The sequence below is a fragment of the Ignavibacteriales bacterium genome, from assembly GCA_016700155.1.
GTDB lineage: Bacteria > Bacteroidota > Ignavibacteria > Ignavibacteriales > Ignavibacteriaceae.
Window position 1 is genome coordinate 3,227,467 of the sequence record CP065001.1, and the last position, 23,824, is coordinate 3,251,290.

Here is a 23,824-nt window from a genome sequence, read left to right on the forward strand (position 1 = left end):
GGCTATTTCAGAAATAAAATTTTAACTGATTGTACACTTTCGCCAGATTGAAGCCGCGCAATGTACATTCCGCTTGGAAGCGAACTTCCGCTGCCATCAAGAGCAGTCCATGCTACTTCATAACTACCGGGCTCCTGATATTCATTAACAACTCCGGCGACTTGTTCACCAAGTACATCATAAATAATTAAACTTACTTTTCCGGGTGTTGATATATTGTATTTAAAATTAGTAGCCGGATTAAATGGATTAGGATAATTCTGATAAAGTATAAATTCAGAAGGGATAATTTTGCTGACATCAATTTCATCAGAATAAGTGAAAGCACCTGAATAATCTAATTGTTTTAAGCGGTATATATTTTTCTGATTTTCAAAAAAATCTGTGACAAATCTGTAATCATTTTTTTGTGTTGTGGTTCCATTCCCTCTTACAAATCCAATTGTTGTAAAATGATCTTCATCTAATTTTCTTTGAACTTCAAATCCAAGATTGTTTAACTCTGAAGAAGTTGTCCAATTCAATGTCGTAACACTGCTCACAACAAAAGCTGTGAAGGAAATTAATTCTACCGGAAGAATTTCACCATACTCAAATGCGCCTATATCAGGAGCCGAACCGACAAAAGGTAAACCTATATCAGTTCCTGAATCTATCAATTGACTTCCCTGTACAAGATTCAAAAAATTTATCAATGGAAGACTGCCATCAGGATTACGCGCTGCACGAACTCCAGTTGTATCTAATGAAACAAAATCCGCGGCAGTAACATTAAAAGGTGGAAGCCAGCTGTTTGTAGTTAACACAACGTGTCCAGCTAGTGAACCAGCACTTCCGAGTACAGCACAGTTTGTTATCGCTGCAACTTCACCCTGGTTTATAACTCCGGGAATTGAATAGTTTGTTCCATTGCGATAAGCAGAGCTGTTAAAAATTTTCATCGAACCACGATTATTGTTTTGGTCGTATCCTTTTACCCTATTATCAAACGCAAGACTTTTAACTATAGTAAAATGATTAGCAAGATTCTGACTGTTTGTATTGTCACCTCCGCCCATCTTATACCCGTTACCATTACCGGTACTCACTGTTCCGTCTTTTAAATATCCGTTCATGAAACACCAGCTGTTTTCAACAAGAGTTGTTACGTTATCAGCACCTCTTAAATATCCATCCCATCCATCATCTGAATTTTGCCATGCTCTGCATCCGTAAAAATATGTTCCGGTACCAACATCTAGTTTTGCAGCAAATCCATCTGCATTTCCCTGGCTTGGGTCTGCGTTATAATAAGAGTCACAATTAATAACATTGTTGTATGAAGCACCATTGCCAAGTTGTAATCCTGTGTCTTTGTTTTCATAGAACGAACAAAACTCTATTATATTGTTAGAACCTCTTACAAACATTCCATTATCACCGGCGCCATAAATATCAATTCCTTTTACATGCCAGTAATTTCCGTAAAGATTAATTCCGCGGTTACTGCTTCCATAAGGCTGGGTTGTATAATCGAGAACAGGTCTTTCATCCTGATAGGCAAACAAATAATACTTATTGTTTTCAGTTCCGTTTTTGCTGATGGTGATAGTTGAGGACAAAGTATAAACTCCGCCTCTTACATAAACTGTATCACCAGCCTGCGCAAGTGTAACAGCGGCAGGAATAGTTTTTAATGGTTGTTCAATTGTACCGGGGTTTGTATCACTTCCGGTTACAGCGACATAAATCTGCGCAATCGATTGATTAGAAAAAAATAATATAAGAACACCAAATAGTAATAAAGAAATATATTTCATTCGCATCCTGTTAAAAGTTTGTCATCGATTCATTTAAGCAATATCATTTTTTTAGTAATTCTTGTTTCGCCTGAAAATAAAGAATAGAAATAAACTCCATTGGAAAGATTTGAGGCATTGAATTCAATTTCATAATTTCCCGCATACTTTTGCTCATCAACGAGTGTTAAAACTTCGTTGCCCAGTACGTCATACACTTTTAGAAGTACATTAACTGGCAATATTGGATATTCATCTCCAACAGCATAGACAATTTTTGTAGCAGGATTAAATGGATTAGGAAAATTTTGTCCGAGATGAAATCTGAATTTGTTCATTTCATCCTTCACTGAACTTGGTATACCATCAGTTTCAAATGCACCTAAATCAGGAGCGTTATCATTGTAAGGCATCCCGACAGGCACACCTGCATCTATCAACGAACTTCCTGCAGCTAATCTTAAAAAATCAGTCGATGGTAAATTACCCAATGAATCTCTTTCAACTAAAGCGAGCAGAGTATCGAGACTGATAAAATCTGAATTCGAAACTGTAAAGCCTACCCAGCTATTAGCTTCTAAGATTGAATTTGAAGCGATCTGGTTATTTCCTGAATAAGAAATATTATTTTTTAATTCGTGTACTCCCGAAGAAGGTGCGGTTGGAAATGAAAAATTCCTTGATTGATTTCTCCATCCCGTGTTATTGTAAGCTATAATGCCTGCTGTGTTATTATTCTGATCAAAACCTTTTGACTTATTATCGAATGCAACGCTTCTGACTATCTTATGCGGACCAGCAACATAATTTCCGCCGAGTTTAAAACCATTGCCATCCCCCTGAAAATTTGGTATCCCCCAAATATTAAAACCGTTCCTGAATGCCCAGCAATCTTCAATCAGCACCTGCTGATCTCCTTCATAAATATCCCAGCCATCATCTGCGTTATTCCAGGCACGGCATCCTCTGAAAATATTTCCCGGACCAATATCAAGTTTCGGTGCAAACCCATCAGCATTTTCCCCTGACGTTAACGGGTCATTATTTCCGTAAGAATCACAATTGAGAACAAGGTTATAACTTCCGCCGCCGCTTATCTGAAGTCCTGTATCGTTGCAGTCGTGTATTACACAATTTTCAACAATCGTATACCATGCAGAAATATAAATCCCATTATCTTTTGCATTTCTTACCTCAATACCTTTAAGGTGCCAGTAGTTGTGCGAGATTTGAATTCCTCTTGATGAAGTTGCAACAGATTGACCGGCAAAGTCTATGACAGGTTTCTCTCCAGGGTAAGCCCATATTTTTATATACCTATCTGCTTGCCCCGTTTTGTTCAATCTGATTGTTGTAGAATCATAGTAAACACCACCGCGCATGTAGATAAGAGTATCCGGACCGGAGATTGAAACGGCTTTTGTTAAGGTTTTAAATGGAAATTCAAAAGTACCGGGATTAGAATCATCGCCGGTTGGAGAGACGTAAACCTGCGGATAAATAGAAAGATTAAGAAGAAAGATCAGTTGAAGAATTAAAAAGTAAGATTGGGATTTCATTTTATAAAAAAGCAAAAAGAAAAAAAGTGCATCCGGCGATTAAACCGGATGCACGAGGAGAGTTATACTACTTAACGAGCATCATTTTCTTAACTGTTGAATTTACGCCTGATTCAAGTTTGTAGAAGTAAATTCCTGATGAAAGATTGGAAGCATCGAAATTAATTTCATGCAAACCAACATTTAAATCACCCGCAACTAATGTTGCAACCTTTTGACCAAGTACATTATAAACATTCAAATTGGTTATACCGGATTTATCCAGATAGAACACAATTTTTGTTGAAGGGTTAAAAGGATTAGGATAATTTTGTTCGAGTGTGAATGTTGTTGGCATTACATAATTATCATTAACATCCAGGAATGTTGGGAACCAATTTAAGTCACCAACAGGTTTCCCATCACTACCACCGGTGTATGCAACGGAAGATGTAGGATATGATCCGTTCAAGGTATCACGGTAGTACTGGATTACTCTTCTATCATAATCATGTTCTTCTCTGATGAAATTTCCGGTGTTTTTTGTTTTACCGGCACCACCCTGAGCTTCAGGAGTTTCATACCAGCGCATCATATTTGTCATGAGTCTTGGTGTGTTGTTAAGTGTCAGTGGAATCTGAGTAAAAGCTGTCACAGAATCAGCACCAATTCTGCTGTTGATATGCCACGAGAGCGGTGAAGCTGGTCCAAAGCCATAATCATTCAGGAATGATTGACCTGAATCACTGATAGCAAAGTAATTATTGGAGATATCCCAGTTGGTAACCTGGTTTTGAGCAGTAAATATCCAGGTAATTCTGTTTCCGCCTGTAGGATAAAATTCACCGGTATTAGCCCACTCAGCTTTTCTTACGGCATCACTTGAATCTTCTCCTAATGCAAAACCATCGACAAACAAATTATTTTTAATAGTTATTTGTTCACCCACGTTACCTAAAGAAAGAAGTCCGTGATAGCCCATACCATTGATAAAGGTGTTGTGTTCAATAAGTGCATAATGCATAATTCTTGTTCCACCAGTATCCGGATGTGGATTAGAAAAGTTATAATGCCTTATTGCTCTATCCTGATAGTTGACAAAGGTATTATTCATCAGGATAAAAGTATCTATTTCGGCTTCACGAAAATCTATTCCTTTTCCAGCGCCGAGGTTAGAGGTGGTTAGAGCACCCATATTAGCAAAGATCGTATTTCGTATATCGACTTTACCAACATCAAATCCGGTTCTGATATGCTGACCATTTATATTGCTGAAAATAACTCCATCAACTGTGATGTTTGATCCAGCACCGGTAGTATTAATCAAGCCACCTTGAACACCGTCTACATTGTCTTCTATCGGTTCAAAATATCCTGCAATACAGATATCTTTGAAATGTAAATCACCACCGTTCAGGACAAACATATTTCCCGGAGGTCTTCCTGTACCAGTTCCTGCATCATAAAGATAAACAATTGGCTTTTTGCCGGAACCACTTTGCCCGCGAAGACGAATTGTCTGACCACTATTTACAGTTATTTGCGAGTTATGCATATGAATTGCATCACGTTGAAGTTCGTATACACGATTTGCAGGAATCACACCACCATTAGCAGCAATATCAGCTAAAATCTGTACGTTAATGAATGTTGTTGTATCTATTGCCGATGATGGATTTAGAACCAGTATTTCCTCCTGGGCAACGATTATTGATGAAAACAAAAAGATGAGAAATGTGACCGATAGGAACCTTTTAAAGATCATATGATCCTCCTAAATTTAATTTAAGATGAATTTTATTATTCGAACCAAAACACTCCCTAGCAACACCTCCTTGTCTGGATAAAGATTTCTTACCATTAAAATAATTATTCAATTTTTTCATAATTCGAGAGTAAGCCCAAAGTCAGCTGTTAAACCATATTTTTCACTTTGATCAAAAAGCTCACTGTTCCAAAGCTTGTAAACCCTTGTATATCCATCTTCAGAATTTGTGAGATTGTTGATGTTTAAGAAGAAAGATAAATTGTCATTGATCTTTTGTTTCATAGCCAGATCTATTCTGTTAAACACGAGAGTTTCCCGAACATTGTTTCCATCTGCATCAAATGAATCAATGTGTTTTCCTTTGTGGAATAACGATAGTCTTACGGAAAATCCTTCAATGTCGTATCCCAGAGAAATATTTCCATAAAAATCAGGCATACCTTCTAATCTTTGCTTTTTAGTAACGAGTATATTGGTGAATACTATGTGTGGGATTGGAATAGAATCTATATATGAAATTGTTTCCTGTCCGTACAAAGTTGTTTCAGAACGAACCAAAGAAGCATTGTAAGTCAACACAAAATTTCTAAGCAGTCCCGGCAGAAAATGAAAATTTATTTGATGTTCAAATTCAAATCCCCAAACTTTTGTCGCTTCCGGTGAATTGTATGGGAATGTCAAATTATAAGGTGTACTGCCCATTAGATTAGGCCAGTTTATTCCAAACTTCCTCATTAATGTATCTGTAAGTACTCCATCTTCATTTCTTACTGCTTTTGAAACAAAGTTGTTCAGCATATGATACATATCTTTTATTTCTTTATAGTAAGCTGAAACTGAAATCAATCCAATTTCATTTCCGTAGAAAGAAGTATTAATCTCATAGTTCCATGCTTGCGCAGTTTTCAGGTTAGGATTTCCAACAAACACAACAAAGTCTGATGTCGATTCAGCCGGTCTTCCTGCAGTTAACCTGTCAATTCTCATATTAAAATCAGGTCTGCTAAGTGCTTTGTAAACAGCGATACGAAGATTCATAAATTCATAAGGCTTGAAAGAAAGATTAAAATTTGGGAGTAGAACGTTTTGACTGTATGAAGAAGTAGTATCTGCAAATACATTGTTAGGAGGAGGAAATCCCTGTGCACGTCTGGTCATATATACTGATGCATAATCGTTTTCTTCCCGTTCAACTCTTAGTCCCGCTATTAATGTGAAGATCTGTCCTATTTTCAGAGTATTCATAAGATAAGCGGCGGATACTCTCTCAGTAACAAAATAGTCATCAAACCGTATAAGCGGATTTTCCCATACTTCAAGTTCGTTACCTGTTGGATCAACACCGTATTTATTTAGGTCCCACCATTGCCTTAGTCTATCTTGCATGATAAGTGGATATAAGGCGTATGAACCATATACATCCCGGGAGTTTGAATTGTTATACAAGAAGTCAGCTATAAAAGCTGTCCCACCGCCACCTCTCCACCAATCTTCGAAGTATGTACCGGTAAAATCTTTTGGTCTGAAAGTTCCGTCCGGTAATCGTTCATGCGTAAACCACCGTCCAAGATAGTATGGCGTAAAATCCTCAGTCCTTGAGTTGGACCTGTCTTTAGTCTTGTACTTTCCACCGATTTTAAACTGACCTGAGAATAATTTTCCAAATTCATAATCTTTTGAAATATCTATAAACGCCGTTCTTTCTTTATCAAAATTATCCTGAGTTCGGTAATAAGCCCATTGTAAATCTGCATTTCCAAAATTATTGACCGCATATGGAATTAACTGTGCGGGATTTGTTTTTATTTCTGGAGCTATGCCCATTCCATTGGGCTCAACAAAAAGTAACCCATAATCGAAGGGGAATTCAGATTCTGATTGTGCAAATGACAATCCCCAGCTTACACCAAATCCTAAGAGGTTATTATCTCCCCGAATTGAACTATTAATAGTCTTCAAATCTTGTTCTCTATCACGATGATTATAAACAGTTTGACCGTTAAAAGTTCCTCCCCCTCTGGTAGGATAATCTCTTGTTGACCAAAAATAGTTTCTGTTGGTTTTGCTATAAACGTTATTAAATCTTATTGTTCCATCATCGGGAGTATTAAAATCCAGAAAAATGCTGAAACCTTCTCTTTTTCGTATTTCATCTGTAAACTCAAGCAGGAAGTTTTCTATATGATAGTCAAACCTTGAGGTATCTGAATCACCATAGTCAACATTGATCCTTTCGTTGCTACGGATTCTGTTTTCCAAGTTCCCAAAAAGCTGAACTCCTAAAACGTTACTAAAAAATCTTTCACCATATTGAAATGAAAAATCATATTGATTAGCAGAGTGCATGAGATTGTTAAAGCCACCTTTCAAATCTGTCCTTAACTTCCTCACCTCCGGTGCTTTTCTGGTGACGAGATTAACACTTCCGGCAAGTGCATCACCATCTTTATCAGGTGTAAGCGCTTTATATAATTCAATACCTGCTAATGAACTTTGCGATATCATACTAAGATCAACTCCCCTGGAAGTCGCATCAGTTGGTGGCACTTTAATACCATCGATAGTTATGTTGGTGAATTTAGAATCTAACCCCCTGAGAATTATTTTATTTGCTTCACCACCAGAACGCAAAATGGAAACACCTGGTAAACGACCAATCGTTTCTGCAGCATTAACATCAGCCAATTCTTTTATTTTTTCTTCCGAAACAACATTGATAATTGTGTTGGATGTTCGTTGCTGATTTATTGCAGAAATTTGTCCCATCATTTGACCGGTAACGACAACCTCCTGCCCTTCAATCACATCTAATGAAAGTGAAGTATTGAGTTCAGTGGTTGAGTTATTACTTATTTGTATAGGGATTTCTTTAGGCTTGTAACCAATGTAAGATACCTTTAAGATGTATGAACCTTCCGGGATAGCACGTACAATGTACTGACCTTCCATGTCAGCAGCTGCACCCAGTGAGGTTCCAATCAGATAAACATTGGCTCCGATAAGGGGTTTTTCTGAGAGAGAGTCGGTGATTACTCCACGAAGTATTCCTTGTCCAAGGCTTTCAACTGTAAACCAAAGACAGATAATAATAATTGCGAAGATTTTATTGGTAGTAATCATTTATATTTTCCTCCTTGAGAAAGATCTTTCTAAATCCGAATAAAATATAGAGCGGTAATAGTAAAAGTTATTTTGCGTAAGGTTTTTATTATTATTGATTGAATTGCATTATGATAGAAGGTGAGTAACTGAAGGAAGGTGGCGTTATAAGGTATGAAAGTCATTATGTTAAAAAGCAAATTATTTAATTCTGAAACCGGTCTTTAACACTGCTAATAATACAGCTTCGCCTGGTGAGTAACATAAAAATTACTTAATCGGTAAAGTTATCGATAAAACACAGATGTTAAATAAATAAATCCTAAAACATTGTCAAGAAAAAAAGGAAACTTCAATATTATTAATTTCACTGTAAGTGTATTTATTTGTGTCGTGATAGGAACAATGAAGGAATACTAAAAAAAGTAGTTTATTGAAATATCTTATCCAGAAAGTGTAAAATTTCAAAACAGCTTTGCTCAAACCAAGGCTCAAATATCCAAAATGTATGTGGACAATTCCCAATTGTAACCACTGATACGGGAGTTCCTAAAGCCCTTAATATTTTTATGGCGTCATCTCTTCCGGCATGAAATCTTTCAATACCACTATTCAAAAAAAGAGTCGGGGGCATATTCTTATCAATGTAATTTAATGGAGATGCTTCTATCCATCTTTTTTGATTTTCCAAAAATGTAAAACCCAGCCACAATTTTCCCACAGAAGGTTTTGTTACATCCTGATCCTTAGCACTTTCCCCGGGATGAGTGAAATCGAGAATTCCATCAACATCAACAACTGCATTTACATAACTGGAATGCTGTAAGTAATCATCTACCCCCTCAAATTTGGAATTATTATTCGTCGAACCCAGAAATGCTGCAAGATGACCACCAGACGAAAAACCGATAACACCTATTCTTGTTGAATCAATATTAAATTCCGAACTGTGATTTCTTAAAAATCTTACCATGGATTTCAGATCATGAATAGCGGCTGGATATCCAGCTTCTGGTGAAAGTCTGTACTCAACTGAAACAGAGATATAACCTGAAGATGCTAACACCTTTGCTAAGGGTTCATTCTGGCTTTTGTCCCCTGAACGCCACCCACCGCCGTGAATTAAAATTATTGCCGGTTGTCTCTGATCTACTGAATCTCTCCGGTATAGGTCGAACCGCAAATGTCGGGAAACGGTTTTTTTGTAAACGAGGTTACGTGAAATACTGATGTCATTGATTGAATCAGCATTGGCAATTTTTATATGTGGGTAATTAACAACTTCCTTTTGAAATGCAGAAAATGTTGTGAATGATGAATCCCGTAAATATCCTTCAGGTGTTATGTACAATTGACAATATGCAACAGTACTAAAACAAAAAATGAAATAAATAATCTTTATCATATCTTACATATAAATTGAATAATTATTCTTTGTAAATTTATTCTGTAATTCTAAACTTATAAAAAACTAATTGAGTCATGATATTTGAACACTTTGCTTTAAATGTAACTTCACCTAAAGAACATGCAACGTGGTACGTTAAGTATTGCAGCATGAAAATAGTTAAATCTCTCAATGATTATCCCTTCACACATTTTTTATCTGATGAATCCGGAAGAATAATCTTAGAATTATATTCTAATAATTCCTCCACGGTTCCGGATTATTTTGAATTGAATCCCCTTCAGTTTCATTTTGCATTTGAATGTTCTGGTCTGGATGAGACAAAATTAAAACTATTAAACGCCGGGGCAACTTTAGTTGAAGAAATAAATCTTCCGGATGGTTCGCAAGTAGTAATGTTAAGGGATCCTTTTGGAGTTCCTTTCCAATTATGTAAACGCTCAGATACTTTTTTTTGATACATCTAAAAATTCACTTGGGTAAAATATTTTCTTCAGTGATCCATTTCATTTGCCATTCAGGATAGGAATCAAGTATTTCCTGCGGTTGATAAATATACCAGGCATATCCGGTTCTTCTTTCTCTTTCAACCTGATCCAATGAATAAACAATCTCTCCTGTACGTTTACAAAACATCGGAACGTGTGTGCCCAGTTCATAGAATCTTGTCCAAATCGGATTGGCTGATTCATCTGGAACTACAATTCTGTCATCCGAACTGGTATGATAAAGATATTCGGTTTCCGGTGCCTCAATCGTTACTACTTTAATTCCTGATATTTTTGATTCATAAAACCATTTTACTGCACCCTGAATTGCTGCTATTATTTCTCTGTCAGGATTTTTTATTTTCATAAGTAATTCTACAATCTCCGAACTTTCTCCATTACAAATGGCAGCAGGTTCAAAGGTGCGCGCAGGTCTTGGACTGAAATCTATATTATCATGCTGCTGACACCATGCTGTTAACTTTCCATCTTCAAAAATCTGGCATTTCAGTATACAGTCAATTCCTCTATTGTATGCTTCTGAAACTCTTGAGTATAATTCTTCATCAACGAATGAGTAATAATATTCTTTTTCAACAATGTTATGAAGCACTTTCATTATTCCCAACATTGCCCCATCGTTGAATGTAATATATTTCCTGTAGCCGCTTGTGTCGGGATAAAATTGAGGCCATCCTCCATTATCATATTGCGCAGTAAGAATAAAATTAATTCCCGTGGTAAATCCATCTAAATATTTTTTATCACCGGTAACATGATAGGTCCGGGCAAGATAATCCACCTGGGAGAATGTCGTTCCGTTATCAAATGTTGTATTAATATCTCCTTTTGATTTCTCAACAGCTTCTCTCTGGGCATTTGTTAGAACCGCAAGCATGTCGTAGTTCTTAGACCATCCGCCGTTTTCTTTTTGAAATAGTAAAATGTTATCAGCTATTTTTTCTATTTCATTTACATCATATCGTTTCTGATCTGAGTCCGGATTTATAACACGCTCTTCTTCTCTTATATCATACCAGTGATGAGCACTGTCATAAAAATATTCTACATTGAAACTTATAGTATCGGTCGAATTTTTTTTTGTTTGGGAAAAAGTAAATCCAGATACGAGGATAATAAAAGAAAAACAGATTATCGGAATTAAATAAAATTTAACAATGAAAGCTCTTCGTCCCATAATTCCCTATACATTTTAATTAATAAAATTTTCCTCATTTTAAATTTTAAACAATTGTTTTATTATTTCAATTAAAAGTTAAGGGCGATGTAAAGATCAAAATTTAAATTTGAAGTTCTCTTTCTAATTACTGAATAAGACAGGAGGGAAATAATCGCCCGGTACACTGGGCGCAGTAAACCGGGCATCGGGGGATTTTTGCAATTCTACTTATAGTGCAGTATTGATCAAATATGGTAGCTGCCCAGAATTACATTGAAAAAATATTTGCTTGTAATTCTATATGCAAGTTATCTAACTGTTACTAAGCTCTATTAATCACAAAATTATATACTTTCTATACGTGGGGTTTCAGGGCACAAAAATTTAACATAAATCATCAGTCACCTTCTTACCCTTAACGAAAAAACCAAGCTTCATAACTTCACATCAACACTCGTAATAAAATAGTATAAAGATAAATTCATTTTTAACAATTGGTTAGAAGAAGTTCTTAATGTTCAGTTTACACAATGATAACAATTTGTTTGTTTGATTTAAGATTTGATGACCTTTAATGTTGATACCGAATTTCAGTTTTTATTTAAACGATGAATGGAGAATTGGGCGACATTCAATCCGGCGATTAACAGAGAAAATTTTATAACTAATTCATCAATTCAAAATGGAGGTACATCATGAGGAAATTTGTTTTTCGTGCAATGACAACTTTACTTTTCGCGTTCTTTTTATTTGCTAATGCTAATGCTCAGTTACTTGTGGAAGATTTTAATTTTACAGGTTTACTGACAAACAATGGATGGAGTGTTACGAGCGGAGGCGGAACACAATCAATTGAAACCACAGCAGGTTTATCATACACCGGATATCCCGGCAGTGGCGTGGGAAATGCTGCAGGAGTTGACAATAACGGAGAAGATGTAAATAAACAATTTGCTACTCTGACTTCCGGTACTGTTTACTACTCTTCATTGCTTAATGTAAGTAATGCTGTTGCGGGCTACTTTCTACATCTTGGCACCGGAACTTCAGCTTTTGCAGCAAGAATATTTGTTCAGCCATCAACTACAGCTGGAAAAATTAATTTCGGATTTTCAAATTCAAGTACAGCAACATATTCAACAACAGATTTTGATCCTTCCACAACCTACTTATTAATAGTAAAGTATGAAGTATCAACCACAGGAAATGCAAGTATGTGGATAATTCCCTCAGGAATACCTGCAGATGAAACTTCAGCAGGAACTGCTTTACTAACCGCAACAGGATCGGGTCAGGCAACTATAAGTGGAATTTATCTCCGTCAATATAATGCGAGTCAAAATATAACCGTCGACGGAATCCGTGCAGGTACTTCCTGGACAGATTTATTTCCTGTTTCAGGATCACCAATCCTTTCAGCAAGTCCAAGCTCATTATCAGGATTTACATACGTTGTTGGTTCTGGACCTTCATCATCACAAAGTTATAACTTAAGCGGTTCTGATCTTGATCCTGCTTCAGGCAATATAACTGTAACCGGTTCAACAAACTATGAAGTTTCAACAGATGATGTTTCTTTCAGCAGCAGCGTAAACGTAGCATACACAGGCGGTGCGCTAAGTTCCACACCAATTTATGTAAGATTAAAATCAGGTTTGTCTTACGGTTTATACAACGGTGAGAATGTAACTAACTCTGGCGGTATGGCTACAACTCAAGATGTTACCTGCAACGGTGAAGTTATTTCTTCACTGCCAATAACTGAAAACTTTAATTACACAACTGGAAGTAATCTTACCGACAATGGTTGGATAGCACACAGCGGTGCTGGCAATCTTCCGATTATGGTCAATTCTTCTCCGCTCACTTATTCAGGTTATGTTAATTCAGGACTCGGAAAATCGGTCGCGCTAACTGCACCCGATACACTTTCGGCAGAAGATGATAAAAGAGTTTTCAGTAATGTAACAAGCGGAAGTGTGTATGCATCTTTTATGGTTAATGTTTCATCCGTCACTGATTCATCAGTTTATTACCTGCACTTCGGTGAAGGTAATTCAACAAGTCTGTTCTTTGCAAAAGTCTTTATTAAAAATAACGGTTCAAATTTTGCATTCGGTGTAGCGAAAAGAAATAACTCCGATGCAGTATTTACAGCATCATCTTATTCACTTAACACAACCTATTTGTTAGTTGTGAAATATACTTTCAATTCAGGTACTACAACTGATGATGAAGTTAAGCTATGGGTTAACCCTGCACTAAATGGAACTGAACCAGCCTCCGATCTTACACAAACTGACGGTGGTACAGATGCAAATGACATAAGTTTCCTCGCTCTGCGTCAGGGTGCCTTTGGACCGGCTTTATCTTTTGGCGGATTAAGAGTTGCCACAACCTGGCTGCCAGCAGCACCCGGTGGTAACTTCTCCGTGTCTTATTTAATTCAAGCCGGATGGAATCTTGTTTCATTCCCCGGTATTCATCCAAACAGTATGGATCGTGATACACTTTACAGATTCAGAGATCCTGCTGCAGATGTATTCTGGTTTGACGGAGCTATGTATGTTGCAGAAAATCCATTATCAGTTGGTAAAGCATACTGGATGAGACACGGTGCGCAGAGACTATACAACTGGAATGGTACTGTGCAGAGTGGAGTTTTATACCCACAACTTTCACAGGCTACTGTCGTTCCGTTTGCCGGAGTTGCTGGTTGGAATCTTGTTGGTGCATATGATTACACTGCACAGGTTAATGATCTGACAACCAGTCCTTCAGGATTGATAAATGGTTTCCCGTTCTCTTATAGTCCCGGATTTGGTTATCAGCCTGCTTCATCATTGCAGCCGAGTTATGGATATTTTGTTAATATGACCGGCGCCGGTGACATCATATTCCCTCCAAGACCTTCAGCACCTCCAAAACTAAATAACGAAGAGATATTTAAAAGTGAGTGGGCTAAGATCATCATCAAAGATGCTGAGGGAAAACAATATACTTTATACGCTACTAATGGAAACGCTCAGTTAGAAAAATTTATTCTTCCTCCAAAACCTCCTGTAGGATTGTTTGATGTCAGGTTCACAACTGATAAAATGGTTGAAGATCTTTCAACAGAAAAAACTTTTGAATTATCAGGCGTTGAATATCCTGTGACAATTAGTGTTTCAGGAATGAATGCTTCCATTAAAGATGCGGTGACCGGACAGTATGTAAACACTCAGATTATGGATGGCAACCAGATAGTTATAAGCAACAGTGCTGTAAATAAACTTACAATCAGTACTGATGTTGTAGCTCCTGTAGAGTATCAGCTTGCACAGAATTATCCAAATCCATTCAACCCAAGCACTACAATAAAATTCAGTCTGGCAAAAGATGGATTTGTAACATTAAAGATTTATGATGCAATCGGTAATGAAGTATCAACACTTGTAAACGAACAAAGACAACAAGGCAATTATGAAATTGACTTTAGTGCATTGTCTCTTTCAAGCGGTGTTTACTTTTATAAAATTCAGTCAGGCGAATTTACTGCCACAAGAAAAATGCTTCTGCTTAAGTAATTTTTCTTTCATACTTATAAACAGGAACCCCGGCAATTCCCCGGGGTTCTGTTGTTTAAAATGAAAATCTGAATGAGTGTAATGGTTGTGCCAGCAAAGATTTTTCCGATTCTTTAAGTGCGTATCTACAACTGTATAAGAACAAAATCTTTTTGTCATTAATTGAAGATAATGTTTAATACACCTATCCAACCCCATTGAAAACAGGATGTTAACACTCACTGTTTGTAATTAGAAACCCCAATTAAATTTTTTTGTGAATTTAATACTGGCTTAACATTACAGTAAAAGATTTTTAACGTGGCAGTAATACTAACTTAATAGCACCGGACTAATTTGCCCCCGTCATTTTAAAAATATCGGAGGCTTTTGTGAAAAAACTGGTACTGCTCTTCTCCTTCCTTTCAACGATTCTATTTCAAATTAATTTATTTTCTCAGTCTTCAAGTAAAATTTTCGGACAGGTAATCGACGAAGGTAATGGTGAAGCTATAATTGGCGCAAACGTTTTCATCGAAGGGACCAACTTAGGCAGTGCAACCGATATACAGGGACAATTTTCAATCAGGAATGTTCCTGCAGGAACTTACAATCTTATTGTTTCATACATCTCGTATACAAAAAAAACTATAAAAGGAATTGTAGTTGAAAACGGCAAAGACCTTGAACTGAATATAACTCTTCAATCAGAAGCAATAGAGACAGATGAGATTGTTGTAGTAGGCGAACTTTCTTTACAATACGAATCGGCTTTATTAAATCAAAGAAAAAAATCTACTACAATCAGTGACGGTATAAGTGCTGAACAAATAAAAAAATCTACAGATAACACAACCGCGGAAACATTAAGAAGAGTACCCGGAATCACACTGATGGACAACAAATATATTTTTGTCCGCGGTGTTAGTGAAAGATACAGTTCTGCACTGCTAAACAACGCTCCGCTTGCAAGTTCAGAACCCGATAAAAGAGATTTTGCATTCGACCTTATCCCGGCTAACCTGATTGAAAATACAATAGTTGAAAAATCTTTTACGCCGGACAATCCCGGGGATTTTGCCGGCGGTGTTGTTAAAGTTAACACAATCGATTTTCCCTCCAAAACAATCTTCACTTTCGGCTATTCAACTTCTTACGTGAACGATGTATCAACAAAAAATTTCAAAACATACGAAGGAAGCAGCACTGATTTTCTTGGTCTGGATGATGGTAAAAGAGATTTGCCTCAAGGTTTTCCAGATCCCTTAACATACTATAATTACGGATTTAACTTACTCGACACTAACAGAACATACTGGTCAACAAAACTTAGTGACGACTGGAAAGTAAGTGATACTAAAGCTTTCCTTGATCAATCTTTTGGGTTGACGTATGGTGACAGGTTTACAGTATTTGAAAATGATTTTGGTATTGTTAGTTCACTTACTTACAAAACAGGTTTCTCTTCTAAAGATGTTGTAACAAAAGATATTGCTAGCAGAGATGACGGAACTTTCTTCTTTGATTACAGCGGTGTCTCTCAAAAGAGAAATGTCTATTGGGGTGGAATTTTAAATCTGACTTACAAAGTTGGTGACAATCATAAGGTTGGATTAAAAAACACTCTAACCATAAACTCTGATGACGAAGTAACAAGATTAAGAGGATTTAAATATGATTATCAGGATGAAAGAATAACAACTGCACTCAAGTTTGTATCAAGAAGTTTATACTCCGGACAGTTAACAGGCACAAGTCATTTTGATGTTATTGATGGTTTGCAATTGGATTGGAACGGATCATACTCGGTTTCATACAGGGATGAACCCGATTACAGAAGAGTTGCTTATACAAGAAATATTGCTGATTCAAATACCACAGTTCCTTTCATCGCATATATCCCGCAGTTCCCCGAGTATTATGGCGGTGGAAGATTTTATTCATACCTCCAGGAACATAAACGTGGTATAGATCTTTCATTTGAACAGCGAATAGAATTAGCTAAAGTTAAATTTGGTGCTAATCATATCACAACAAACCGTTCATTTAATGCAAGACTTTTAAGTGTTACAGATGCCAACCAGCAGGGTAATGCACAAAGGCTTATCGGGAATTATGAACTTGATTCTCTTTACTCTGTAAAAAATTTTGAAAACAGAATTGTTATAATGAAGGAGTATTATAATCCTTCAAATGACTACACGGCATCAGATAACCTAATCAGTTTCTTTTTGATGACCGAATTACCATTCAACATTTTCAATCTCGATTTTGTTTTAGTAGGCGGCGCGCGTTTAGAAAACTATGTTCTAAAAGTTAAAACGTTCTCATCAGTTTCAACTGCACTTAGACCAATACACATTGATAATTTTAACAGTGATGTGCTTCCTGCATTCAGTCTAATCTATCGGATGAATGATGAAACAAATATCAGGTTCTCATTCAGCAGAACGATTAACCGGGCGCAGTTCAGGGAGATAGCACCATTTCAGTATTACAATTTTGAGGATCAGACTTTCGTAAGAGGCAATGACACGCTAAAACAGGCAAACATTTCCAACTATGATTTAAGATTTGAAATGTTTCCCCAACCCGGTCATTTAATTTCTGCAAGTCTCTTTCTTAAAGAAATAAGAAATCCGATTGAAAGAGTATTTGAAATTTCAACAGGACAGAACGACCGTACATTTGCAAATTCACCCTTTGCACGCAATGCCGGTGTTGAACTTGAATACAGAACTTCATTCGGAGTTTTCTGGGATGCTTTAACTGACTTTATGCTAACGGCAAATTATTCAAGGATATGGTCGGAGATTGAAGAAACAAATATTGGTTTGGACAGAACGATCAGACCTATGCAGGGGCAGAGTCCTTATGTAATAAACCTCTCACTCGGGTATCAGAATGTTCCCTGGGATCTCTCAGTAAATGTTTCATATAACCGGTTCGGGAAAAGGATTGTAGAGACAGCAAATTTCCAGGGCAGTGATATTTATGAACTTCCCCGCGACGTTGTTGACTTTGTAATAACAAAAGGCTTTGGAGAACATTTGGAATTCAAAGTTACAATGAAAGATTTTCTGAATGACCCAATTGAATATTATGAAGAGGATATCCTTGTACGGAGGTATACTACTAACACCAAGCTGTCACTTGGTGTTAGTTATCGGCTTTAATTCACTAATCGCACAGGAAAGGAGGATAGTTAATGAATTAAAAAAGCATTTCAAAGAATTTATAAAAACGTAAGAAATTTTATTAAAAAAACCAAAGGAGTTCTAAATTATGAAACAACTATGGAAATTGATTGCATTACTAGTAGTAATTTCAGTTCCTTCATTCGCACAGTTTACACCACACGATAGTACTATTTCCGGTAATATTACCGTAAGCAGAGTACTAGACAAAAACAAGGTATACTTGTTACAGGGATTCGTTTACGTTCAAAACGGTGCTACACTTACAGTACCTGCAGGTACATTAATCTTAGGTGAAAAATCCTCACAAGGTTCGCTTATAATTGAGAGAGGCGGAAAACTTATTGCTGATGGAACAGCACAGGAACCAATAGTATTTACAAGCCAGTTACCGGCAGGTTTAAGATCACGCGGCGACTGGGGCGGTATCGTAATATGCGGAAAAGCAGCTAACAACAGACCTGGCGGCAACTTTGTTGTTGAAGGTAACATCGGCAGCATAGCTGGTTATGGTGATGGCGGTATTGTTCAGGATGATAATGATAACAGTGGTATTCTAAGATATGTAAGAATTGAATTCCCGGGTATTCCTTTCACACCTAACAACGAAATTAATGGATTAACACTTGGCGCAGTTGGCCGTGGAACTGTTCTTGAACATATTATGGTCAGCTATAGCGGTGATGATTCTTATGAATTCTTCGGTGGAACCGTTAATGCAAAATGGTTAATTGCTTACAAAGCTCTCGATGATGATTTTGATACTGACTTCGGTTATTCAGGTAAAATCCAGTTCGCAGTTGTTTACCGCGATCCTATTCTTGCAGACGTAAGTAATAGTGAAGCATTTGAATCAGATAACGATGGTTCAGGTACAACAGCATCACCAAGAACTTCACCTGTTTTCTCAAACTTTACAGTGATCGGTCCGAAAAGAGTTTCTACAGATGTAAGCGGAACAAATTATAATGCTTTATTTTTCCATGGCATTCATCACAGAAGATCATCACGTCACAGTTTATTTAACAGCGTGGTTACAGGGTTTGACGAAGGTGGTTTATTCTTAGACGGTGCAACAGTACAGGGTGATACAGCAAACTTTGCTTACAGAAACAATACCTTCTCAGGAATGGCTACACTTATAACACCAACAACTTATAACGCATGGTTTACAAGTTATGGTAATACTCTTCTTACTGAACCTAACAGTGTTTTACTAAAGGCACCTTTTAACCAAACAAGTCCGGTTCTTGTTCCTCAAGCTGGCTCACCTCTTTTAGGTTCAGCAGCTTTCACAGGAAGTTTAATCTCTGATCCTTTCTTTACGGCTGTTACTTACCGTGGTGCATTCAGCGGTAATGGTGCAGACAGATGGGATATCGGCTGGTCTAATTATGATCCTAATGGAACAAACTATATCCGTTCAGCTAATATCACTTCACATGGATTGCTTTACATTACAACCGGTAACGGTGAATCAAGAGCAGTTGTGTTTGGTCGTGCAGTAGGTGCAACAGACGGACTTGATGCGTCACTTGGCGAAGCTTTATTACCTCCGCCACCTGCAGCTGGTATAGTTGATTTAAGATGGGAACTTCCAGGTGGAACTCAATTCTCATCAATTGATATGAGAAGCAGCGCAATCAATGGAACAATTACTTATACACTTGATTTTCAGGCTGGTTCTCCGAGTACAGCATTAACACTTAACTGGGATCCTAACTATATCGGCGCTGGAACCATTACTTTGAAAGATGGTTTTGGTGGAGCAATCTTTGCGGATGTAAATATGAAAACAGTTTCGTCGCAGGTTGTTACCGGACTAACAAGTGTTATTGTTGAAGTAGTTACAAACTACAATCAGACCATCGTGGTTGGAAACGAATGGAATCTTATTTCATTCCCAGGTATTCATCCAAATAGCATGAGCGTTGATACACTTTACAGAGGAAAAAATCCTGCTGCAAACGTATTTAAGTTTGACGCTGGTTATGTAGCTGTTACTTCATTAACCCCTGGAGAAGGTTACTGGATGAACCACTCAGGCATCAGAACCTACAACTGGAATGGAACTGTTCAATCAGGAATTTTGTATCCAAGACTTAACAGCGTTGGTTCAATGGCTTATCCTGGTAAACTTGGCTGGAATATGGTTGGCGGTTATAACTGGAACGCTGATGTTAGCTTCATAAGAACAATGCCGGAAAATAAAATCTTCGGATTGGTTTTCCAGTATGTTCCCGGTTCAGGTTATGTTGCATCCGGTTCAATGACCCCAGGAAACGGTTACTGGATAAACCTTACATCAGCAGCTAATATTTACGTTCCCGGACCTTATGCTCCAACATTAGGCAAAAACCCAATTGATCAACTCATCAGCAAAGATTGGGGTAAAGTTGTTATTACAGATGCAGCCGGTCAGAGTTATGTACTTTATGCAGCCGGAAAATCAGTTGATCTCAATAGCTTTAATCTTCCTCCATTACCGCCTGCGGGGTTATTCGATGTAAGATTCGGTTCACAGAGATTTGTTGAAGACCTTTCTTCAGCAGGTCAGACAATCAATCTTAGCGGAGTTGTATATCCTGTAACAATTTCAGTTGATGGCGTTAACATACAGTTAGAAGATGCTGTCAACGGAACATTTGTTAAAGCAGATGTGAAAGACGGTTCATCTTATGTATTAGACAACAGCAGCATTAATGTTCTTAAAATAAGTTCAGATAAAGTTGTTCCTGTTGAATACGCACTCGAACAGAACTATCCAAATCCATTTAACCCGTCAACAACAATTAAATTCTCTGTTCCTGAAATCAGCAATGTAAAATTAACTGTTTACAATGCATTAGGACAGAAGGTTGCTGAACTCGTTAACAATACTCTTGAGGCTGGTTCATATTCATATTCATGGGATGCTTCAAACGTTGCATCAGGTTTATACTTCTATGAATTGAATACAAACAACTTTTCATCAGTGAAGAAAATGATGTTAGTCAAGTAAGATATTTTATTTGGGTTCCCCGACACAATTGGGGAACTCATTATTGTTCACATTTTTAATCTAATAAATTTTTAACCCTTTATTGTTTTTATCGAAAGGTGTGTTATGCAAAAAGTTTTATCGATCTTAAGCCTGGTGCTGATACTGAGTGTATCAGCATTTGGACAGGCACAGATAGACATTCCAATAACCGCAGTCAACGGACCTAACACGCAGGTACTAGCAGTAGGCCTTGACCAGACGGCAACCAACGGTATTGATGTTACACTTGGCGAAAGCATCCTTCCGCCTCCTCCACCAGCAGGCGCATACGATGCAAGATGGGATCTTACCCTTACGGCACCGTAGCCGGAACGTGGAGAGACTACCGTCCTGCAGCAGCATTTCCATTTTCAGGCGATGTAGCCCATACAATTAAATGGCAGTTAGCAACAGGCGCTACCACATTTGAACTGCAGTATGCACTACCCACAGGCGCAGAGATACGTATTACAGATAACTTCGGTGGCGTACTATTTAACAGCGGATTTCTTACAGGCAGCGGAACCTATTCAATACCGCCGGCATTTGTAAGCAGCGGTATTGGTGTTGTAACAATGAGATATACAAATATAGCGCCTGCTGTAGTAGGGCCTGTATTTTCAGTAGCACCTGCATCATTAACCTTTGGAACAGTGAACTTAGGTAACAATGCAACACTGCCTGTAACAGTAACAAATACAGGTAACGCAGACTTAAACATAACAGGCATAGTATCATCAGATGCACAGTTTACATTTGCAGCAGGTACATTCCCTGTAGTAATAGCAGCAGGTTTAAACCAGGTATTCAACGTAACCTTTACCCCAACAGCAAACGGACCGCAGAACGGAACATTAACCTTTACACACGATGCACCCGGTTCACCAACGGTTTATAACGTAGGCGGTGTTGGTTATACACCTGCCCCGATATTCGGAGTAAGCCCAGCATCATTAAACTTTGGGCCAGTTAACATAGGCGGCAACGCTGTATTACCTTTAACAGTAAGCAACACAGGTGATGCACAGTTAACACTTACCAATATCGTTTCATCAGACGGACAGTATACATTTGCACCGAACGCATTCCCTGTAAACATAGCAGCAGGCGGCAACGCTGTATTTAACGTAACCTTTACACCAACAGCAGCAGGTACGCAGAACGCTACATTAACATTCACACACAATGCAGCAGGTTCACCAAACGTATATTCATTAACAGGCAGCGGTTTTACAACAGCACCTGTATTCGGACTTAGTGCAGCATCACTCAGTTTCGGCAACGTATCTGTAGGCGGAACATCAACACTTCCTGTAACAGTAAACAACACAGGTAATGCACAGTTAACAATAAGCAATATCGTTTCATCAAACGGTGTGTTTACATTTGCACCAGGTACATTCCCTGTAAACATAGCAGCAGGCGGCAGCCAGTTGTTCAACGTAACCTTTACACCAACAGCAGCAGGACTTGTAAGCGGTGATCTTACCTTCACACACAATGCAGCAGGTTCACCGTCAGTATTGCCTTTAAGCGGTACAGGTCAGACACAGGGCGGGTTGTTAAGATTTGTTAATGCATCACAAAATCTTTTAGATGGAACAGAAAATAACCCTGATGCGGTAGTACTTGAAGGTTATACCGGTCAGCCGATGAAAGCATTACAGTTTGATATCGTTGTAGGTAAATCAAACGGAAGATTGATCTTAAGATCAGTTAGCAGAGGCGCAGCAATAACAGCTCCTGAATTCAACTTCAGTTATGAGATCTATCCCGGTCCTACATTGCCTGACGGATCATCAAGAGACAGAGTAAAAATCGTCATCGTTGGCAACGGAACAAACTCTATTCAGCCGGCATTCGGTACACAGGAAATAGCAAAATTTGCATTTGATATAGTTGACATTACCGGTCCAAGTGCAACAACAACAAACGGATTGGAAAATGTACTTGGCGCAACAGCAACACCTGTAATCAATGCTAATATCTCAACCGGTGCCGATGAAGTAATTAATATTGGTAATGGTACTTCAGGTGGTCTCTACGGCGACGTTAACCTTGATGACCAGGTAAACATACTTGACATCTTGCTGATGATCGATCACATCTTGGGAAGAACAACCTTAACAGGTTTAGCATTTACGCAGGGAGATTTGGCTCCGTGGACAGTTGGTCAGCCGTTGCCAGTACCTGATGGCGTAATCAACGTACTTGATCTTTCAGTATTACAGAACATAGTTCTTACAAATACCTATCCAAGCGGAACACCTGTATATAAAGTTGCTGGTAGTCCATTTGATATCAGCATCAACTCATTTGAAAAACTTACCCCCGGAATGAATGCAAAACTGACATTCTACTTAACCAACAATGGAATGACAGTCCGCATTGAATCGATAAAGAAAGTAAAAGGCGTTCAGATAGAGTTGAATGGAATGGGATCACTTATTCCAAGCGGTACGGAAATGACATCAGTATTTGATCAGGCACTTTACTATCAGCTTAATGACTTTTTAAGAACATTAACATATGATCCTGAAGCATTAACAATAGATGCAGGCGAATATATGTTAGCAAAACTTCCATTTGCGTTGAATGATCCTGAAGCAATAATAATCGAAAAGATAATTGTTGCAGATGAAAACAACGGACAGATGGATAAAGTTGAAGTTGAGATCCGTTATGAAGAACCGCCAACGGGTCTTCCGCTGGATTACGTACTTGAACAGAACTTCCCGAACCCCTTCAACCCGAACACCACAGTACAGTTCCAGGTTCGAAGGACGGACTTGTAACAA

At 37.8% G+C, this 23,824-nt stretch carries 12 protein-coding genes; 6 read left to right on the forward strand and 6 right to left on the reverse strand.

Annotated features, from left to right (window positions below):
• Nucleotides 1-2 precede the first annotated feature (2 nt).
• The 5 genes from IPM56_13770 to IPM56_13790 all read right to left on the reverse strand — a co-directional run bounded on the left by IPM56_13770 (nucleotide 3) and on the right by IPM56_13790 (nucleotide 9,588).
• Nucleotides 3-1,799, reverse strand: coding sequence for a DUF4990 domain-containing protein (locus IPM56_13770; protein QQS35306.1), 1,797 nt, complete (start codon nucleotides 1,797-1,799; stop codon nucleotides 3-5).
• A 29-nt stretch (nucleotides 1,800-1,828) separates the two neighbouring features.
• Complete coding sequence (locus IPM56_13775) at nucleotides 1,829-3,352, reverse strand: right-handed parallel beta-helix repeat-containing protein (GenBank protein ID QQS35307.1); 1,524 nt, start codon at nucleotides 3,350-3,352, stop codon at nucleotides 1,829-1,831.
• Between the two features lie 52 nt (nucleotides 3,353-3,404).
• Nucleotides 3,405-5,081: a T9SS type A sorting domain-containing protein gene (locus tag IPM56_13780; GenBank protein ID QQS35308.1), complete on the reverse strand. Its 1,677-nt coding sequence runs from the start codon at nucleotides 5,079-5,081 to the stop codon at nucleotides 3,405-3,407.
• A 117-nt stretch (nucleotides 5,082-5,198) separates the two neighbouring features.
• The gene (locus IPM56_13785; protein QQS35309.1) at nucleotides 5,199-8,204 is read right to left on the reverse strand and encodes a TonB-dependent receptor; all 3,006 of its coding nucleotides are present in this window, start codon (nucleotides 8,202-8,204) and stop codon (nucleotides 5,199-5,201) included.
• A 409-nt stretch (nucleotides 8,205-8,613) separates the two neighbouring features.
• On the reverse strand, nucleotides 8,614-9,588 hold the full coding sequence (locus IPM56_13790) for an alpha/beta hydrolase (GenBank protein ID QQS35310.1): 975 nt from the start codon (nucleotides 9,586-9,588) through the stop codon (nucleotides 8,614-8,616).
• Between the two features lie 77 nt (nucleotides 9,589-9,665).
• Here IPM56_13790 and IPM56_13795 point away from each other — a divergent pair, with 77 nt between their 5' ends.
• Nucleotides 9,666-10,049: a VOC family protein gene (locus tag IPM56_13795; GenBank protein QQS35311.1), complete on the forward strand. Its 384-nt coding sequence runs from the start codon at nucleotides 9,666-9,668 to the stop codon at nucleotides 10,047-10,049.
• 13 nt (nucleotides 10,050-10,062) lie between these two features.
• Here the strand turns inward: IPM56_13795 and pelA are convergent, their stop codons facing one another.
• Nucleotides 10,063-11,277: a pectate lyase gene (gene pelA / locus IPM56_13800; GenBank protein QQS35312.1), complete on the reverse strand. Its 1,215-nt coding sequence runs from the start codon at nucleotides 11,275-11,277 to the stop codon at nucleotides 10,063-10,065.
• Nucleotides 11,278-11,954: 677 nt separating this feature from the next.
• Between pelA and IPM56_13805 the strand changes: the two genes are divergently transcribed.
• The 5 genes from IPM56_13805 (at nucleotide 11,955) to IPM56_13825 (ending at nucleotide 23,821) form a co-directional block, all read left to right on the forward strand.
• The gene (locus tag IPM56_13805) at nucleotides 11,955-14,828 is read left to right on the forward strand and encodes a T9SS type A sorting domain-containing protein (protein ID QQS35313.1); all 2,874 of its coding nucleotides are present in this window, start codon (nucleotides 11,955-11,957) and stop codon (nucleotides 14,826-14,828) included.
• A 371-nt stretch (nucleotides 14,829-15,199) separates the two neighbouring features.
• On the forward strand, nucleotides 15,200-17,983 hold the full coding sequence (locus IPM56_13810) for a TonB-dependent receptor (GenBank protein QQS35314.1): 2,784 nt from the start codon (nucleotides 15,200-15,202) through the stop codon (nucleotides 17,981-17,983).
• 109 nt (nucleotides 17,984-18,092) lie between these two features.
• Nucleotides 18,093-21,005, forward strand: a complete 2,913-nt coding sequence (locus tag IPM56_13815) for a T9SS type A sorting domain-containing protein (protein QQS35315.1) — start codon at nucleotides 18,093-18,095, stop codon at nucleotides 21,003-21,005.
• 105 nt (nucleotides 21,006-21,110) lie between these two features.
• Nucleotides 21,111-21,353, forward strand: a complete 243-nt coding sequence (locus tag IPM56_13820; protein QQS35316.1) for a hypothetical protein — start codon at nucleotides 21,111-21,113, stop codon at nucleotides 21,351-21,353.
• The gene (locus IPM56_13825) at nucleotides 21,326-23,821 is read left to right on the forward strand and encodes a choice-of-anchor D domain-containing protein (protein QQS35317.1); all 2,496 of its coding nucleotides are present in this window, start codon (nucleotides 21,326-21,328) and stop codon (nucleotides 23,819-23,821) included. The genes IPM56_13820 and IPM56_13825 overlap by 28 nt, the downstream gene beginning before the upstream one ends.
• The last annotated feature ends 3 nt before the right edge of the window (nucleotides 23,822-23,824 follow it).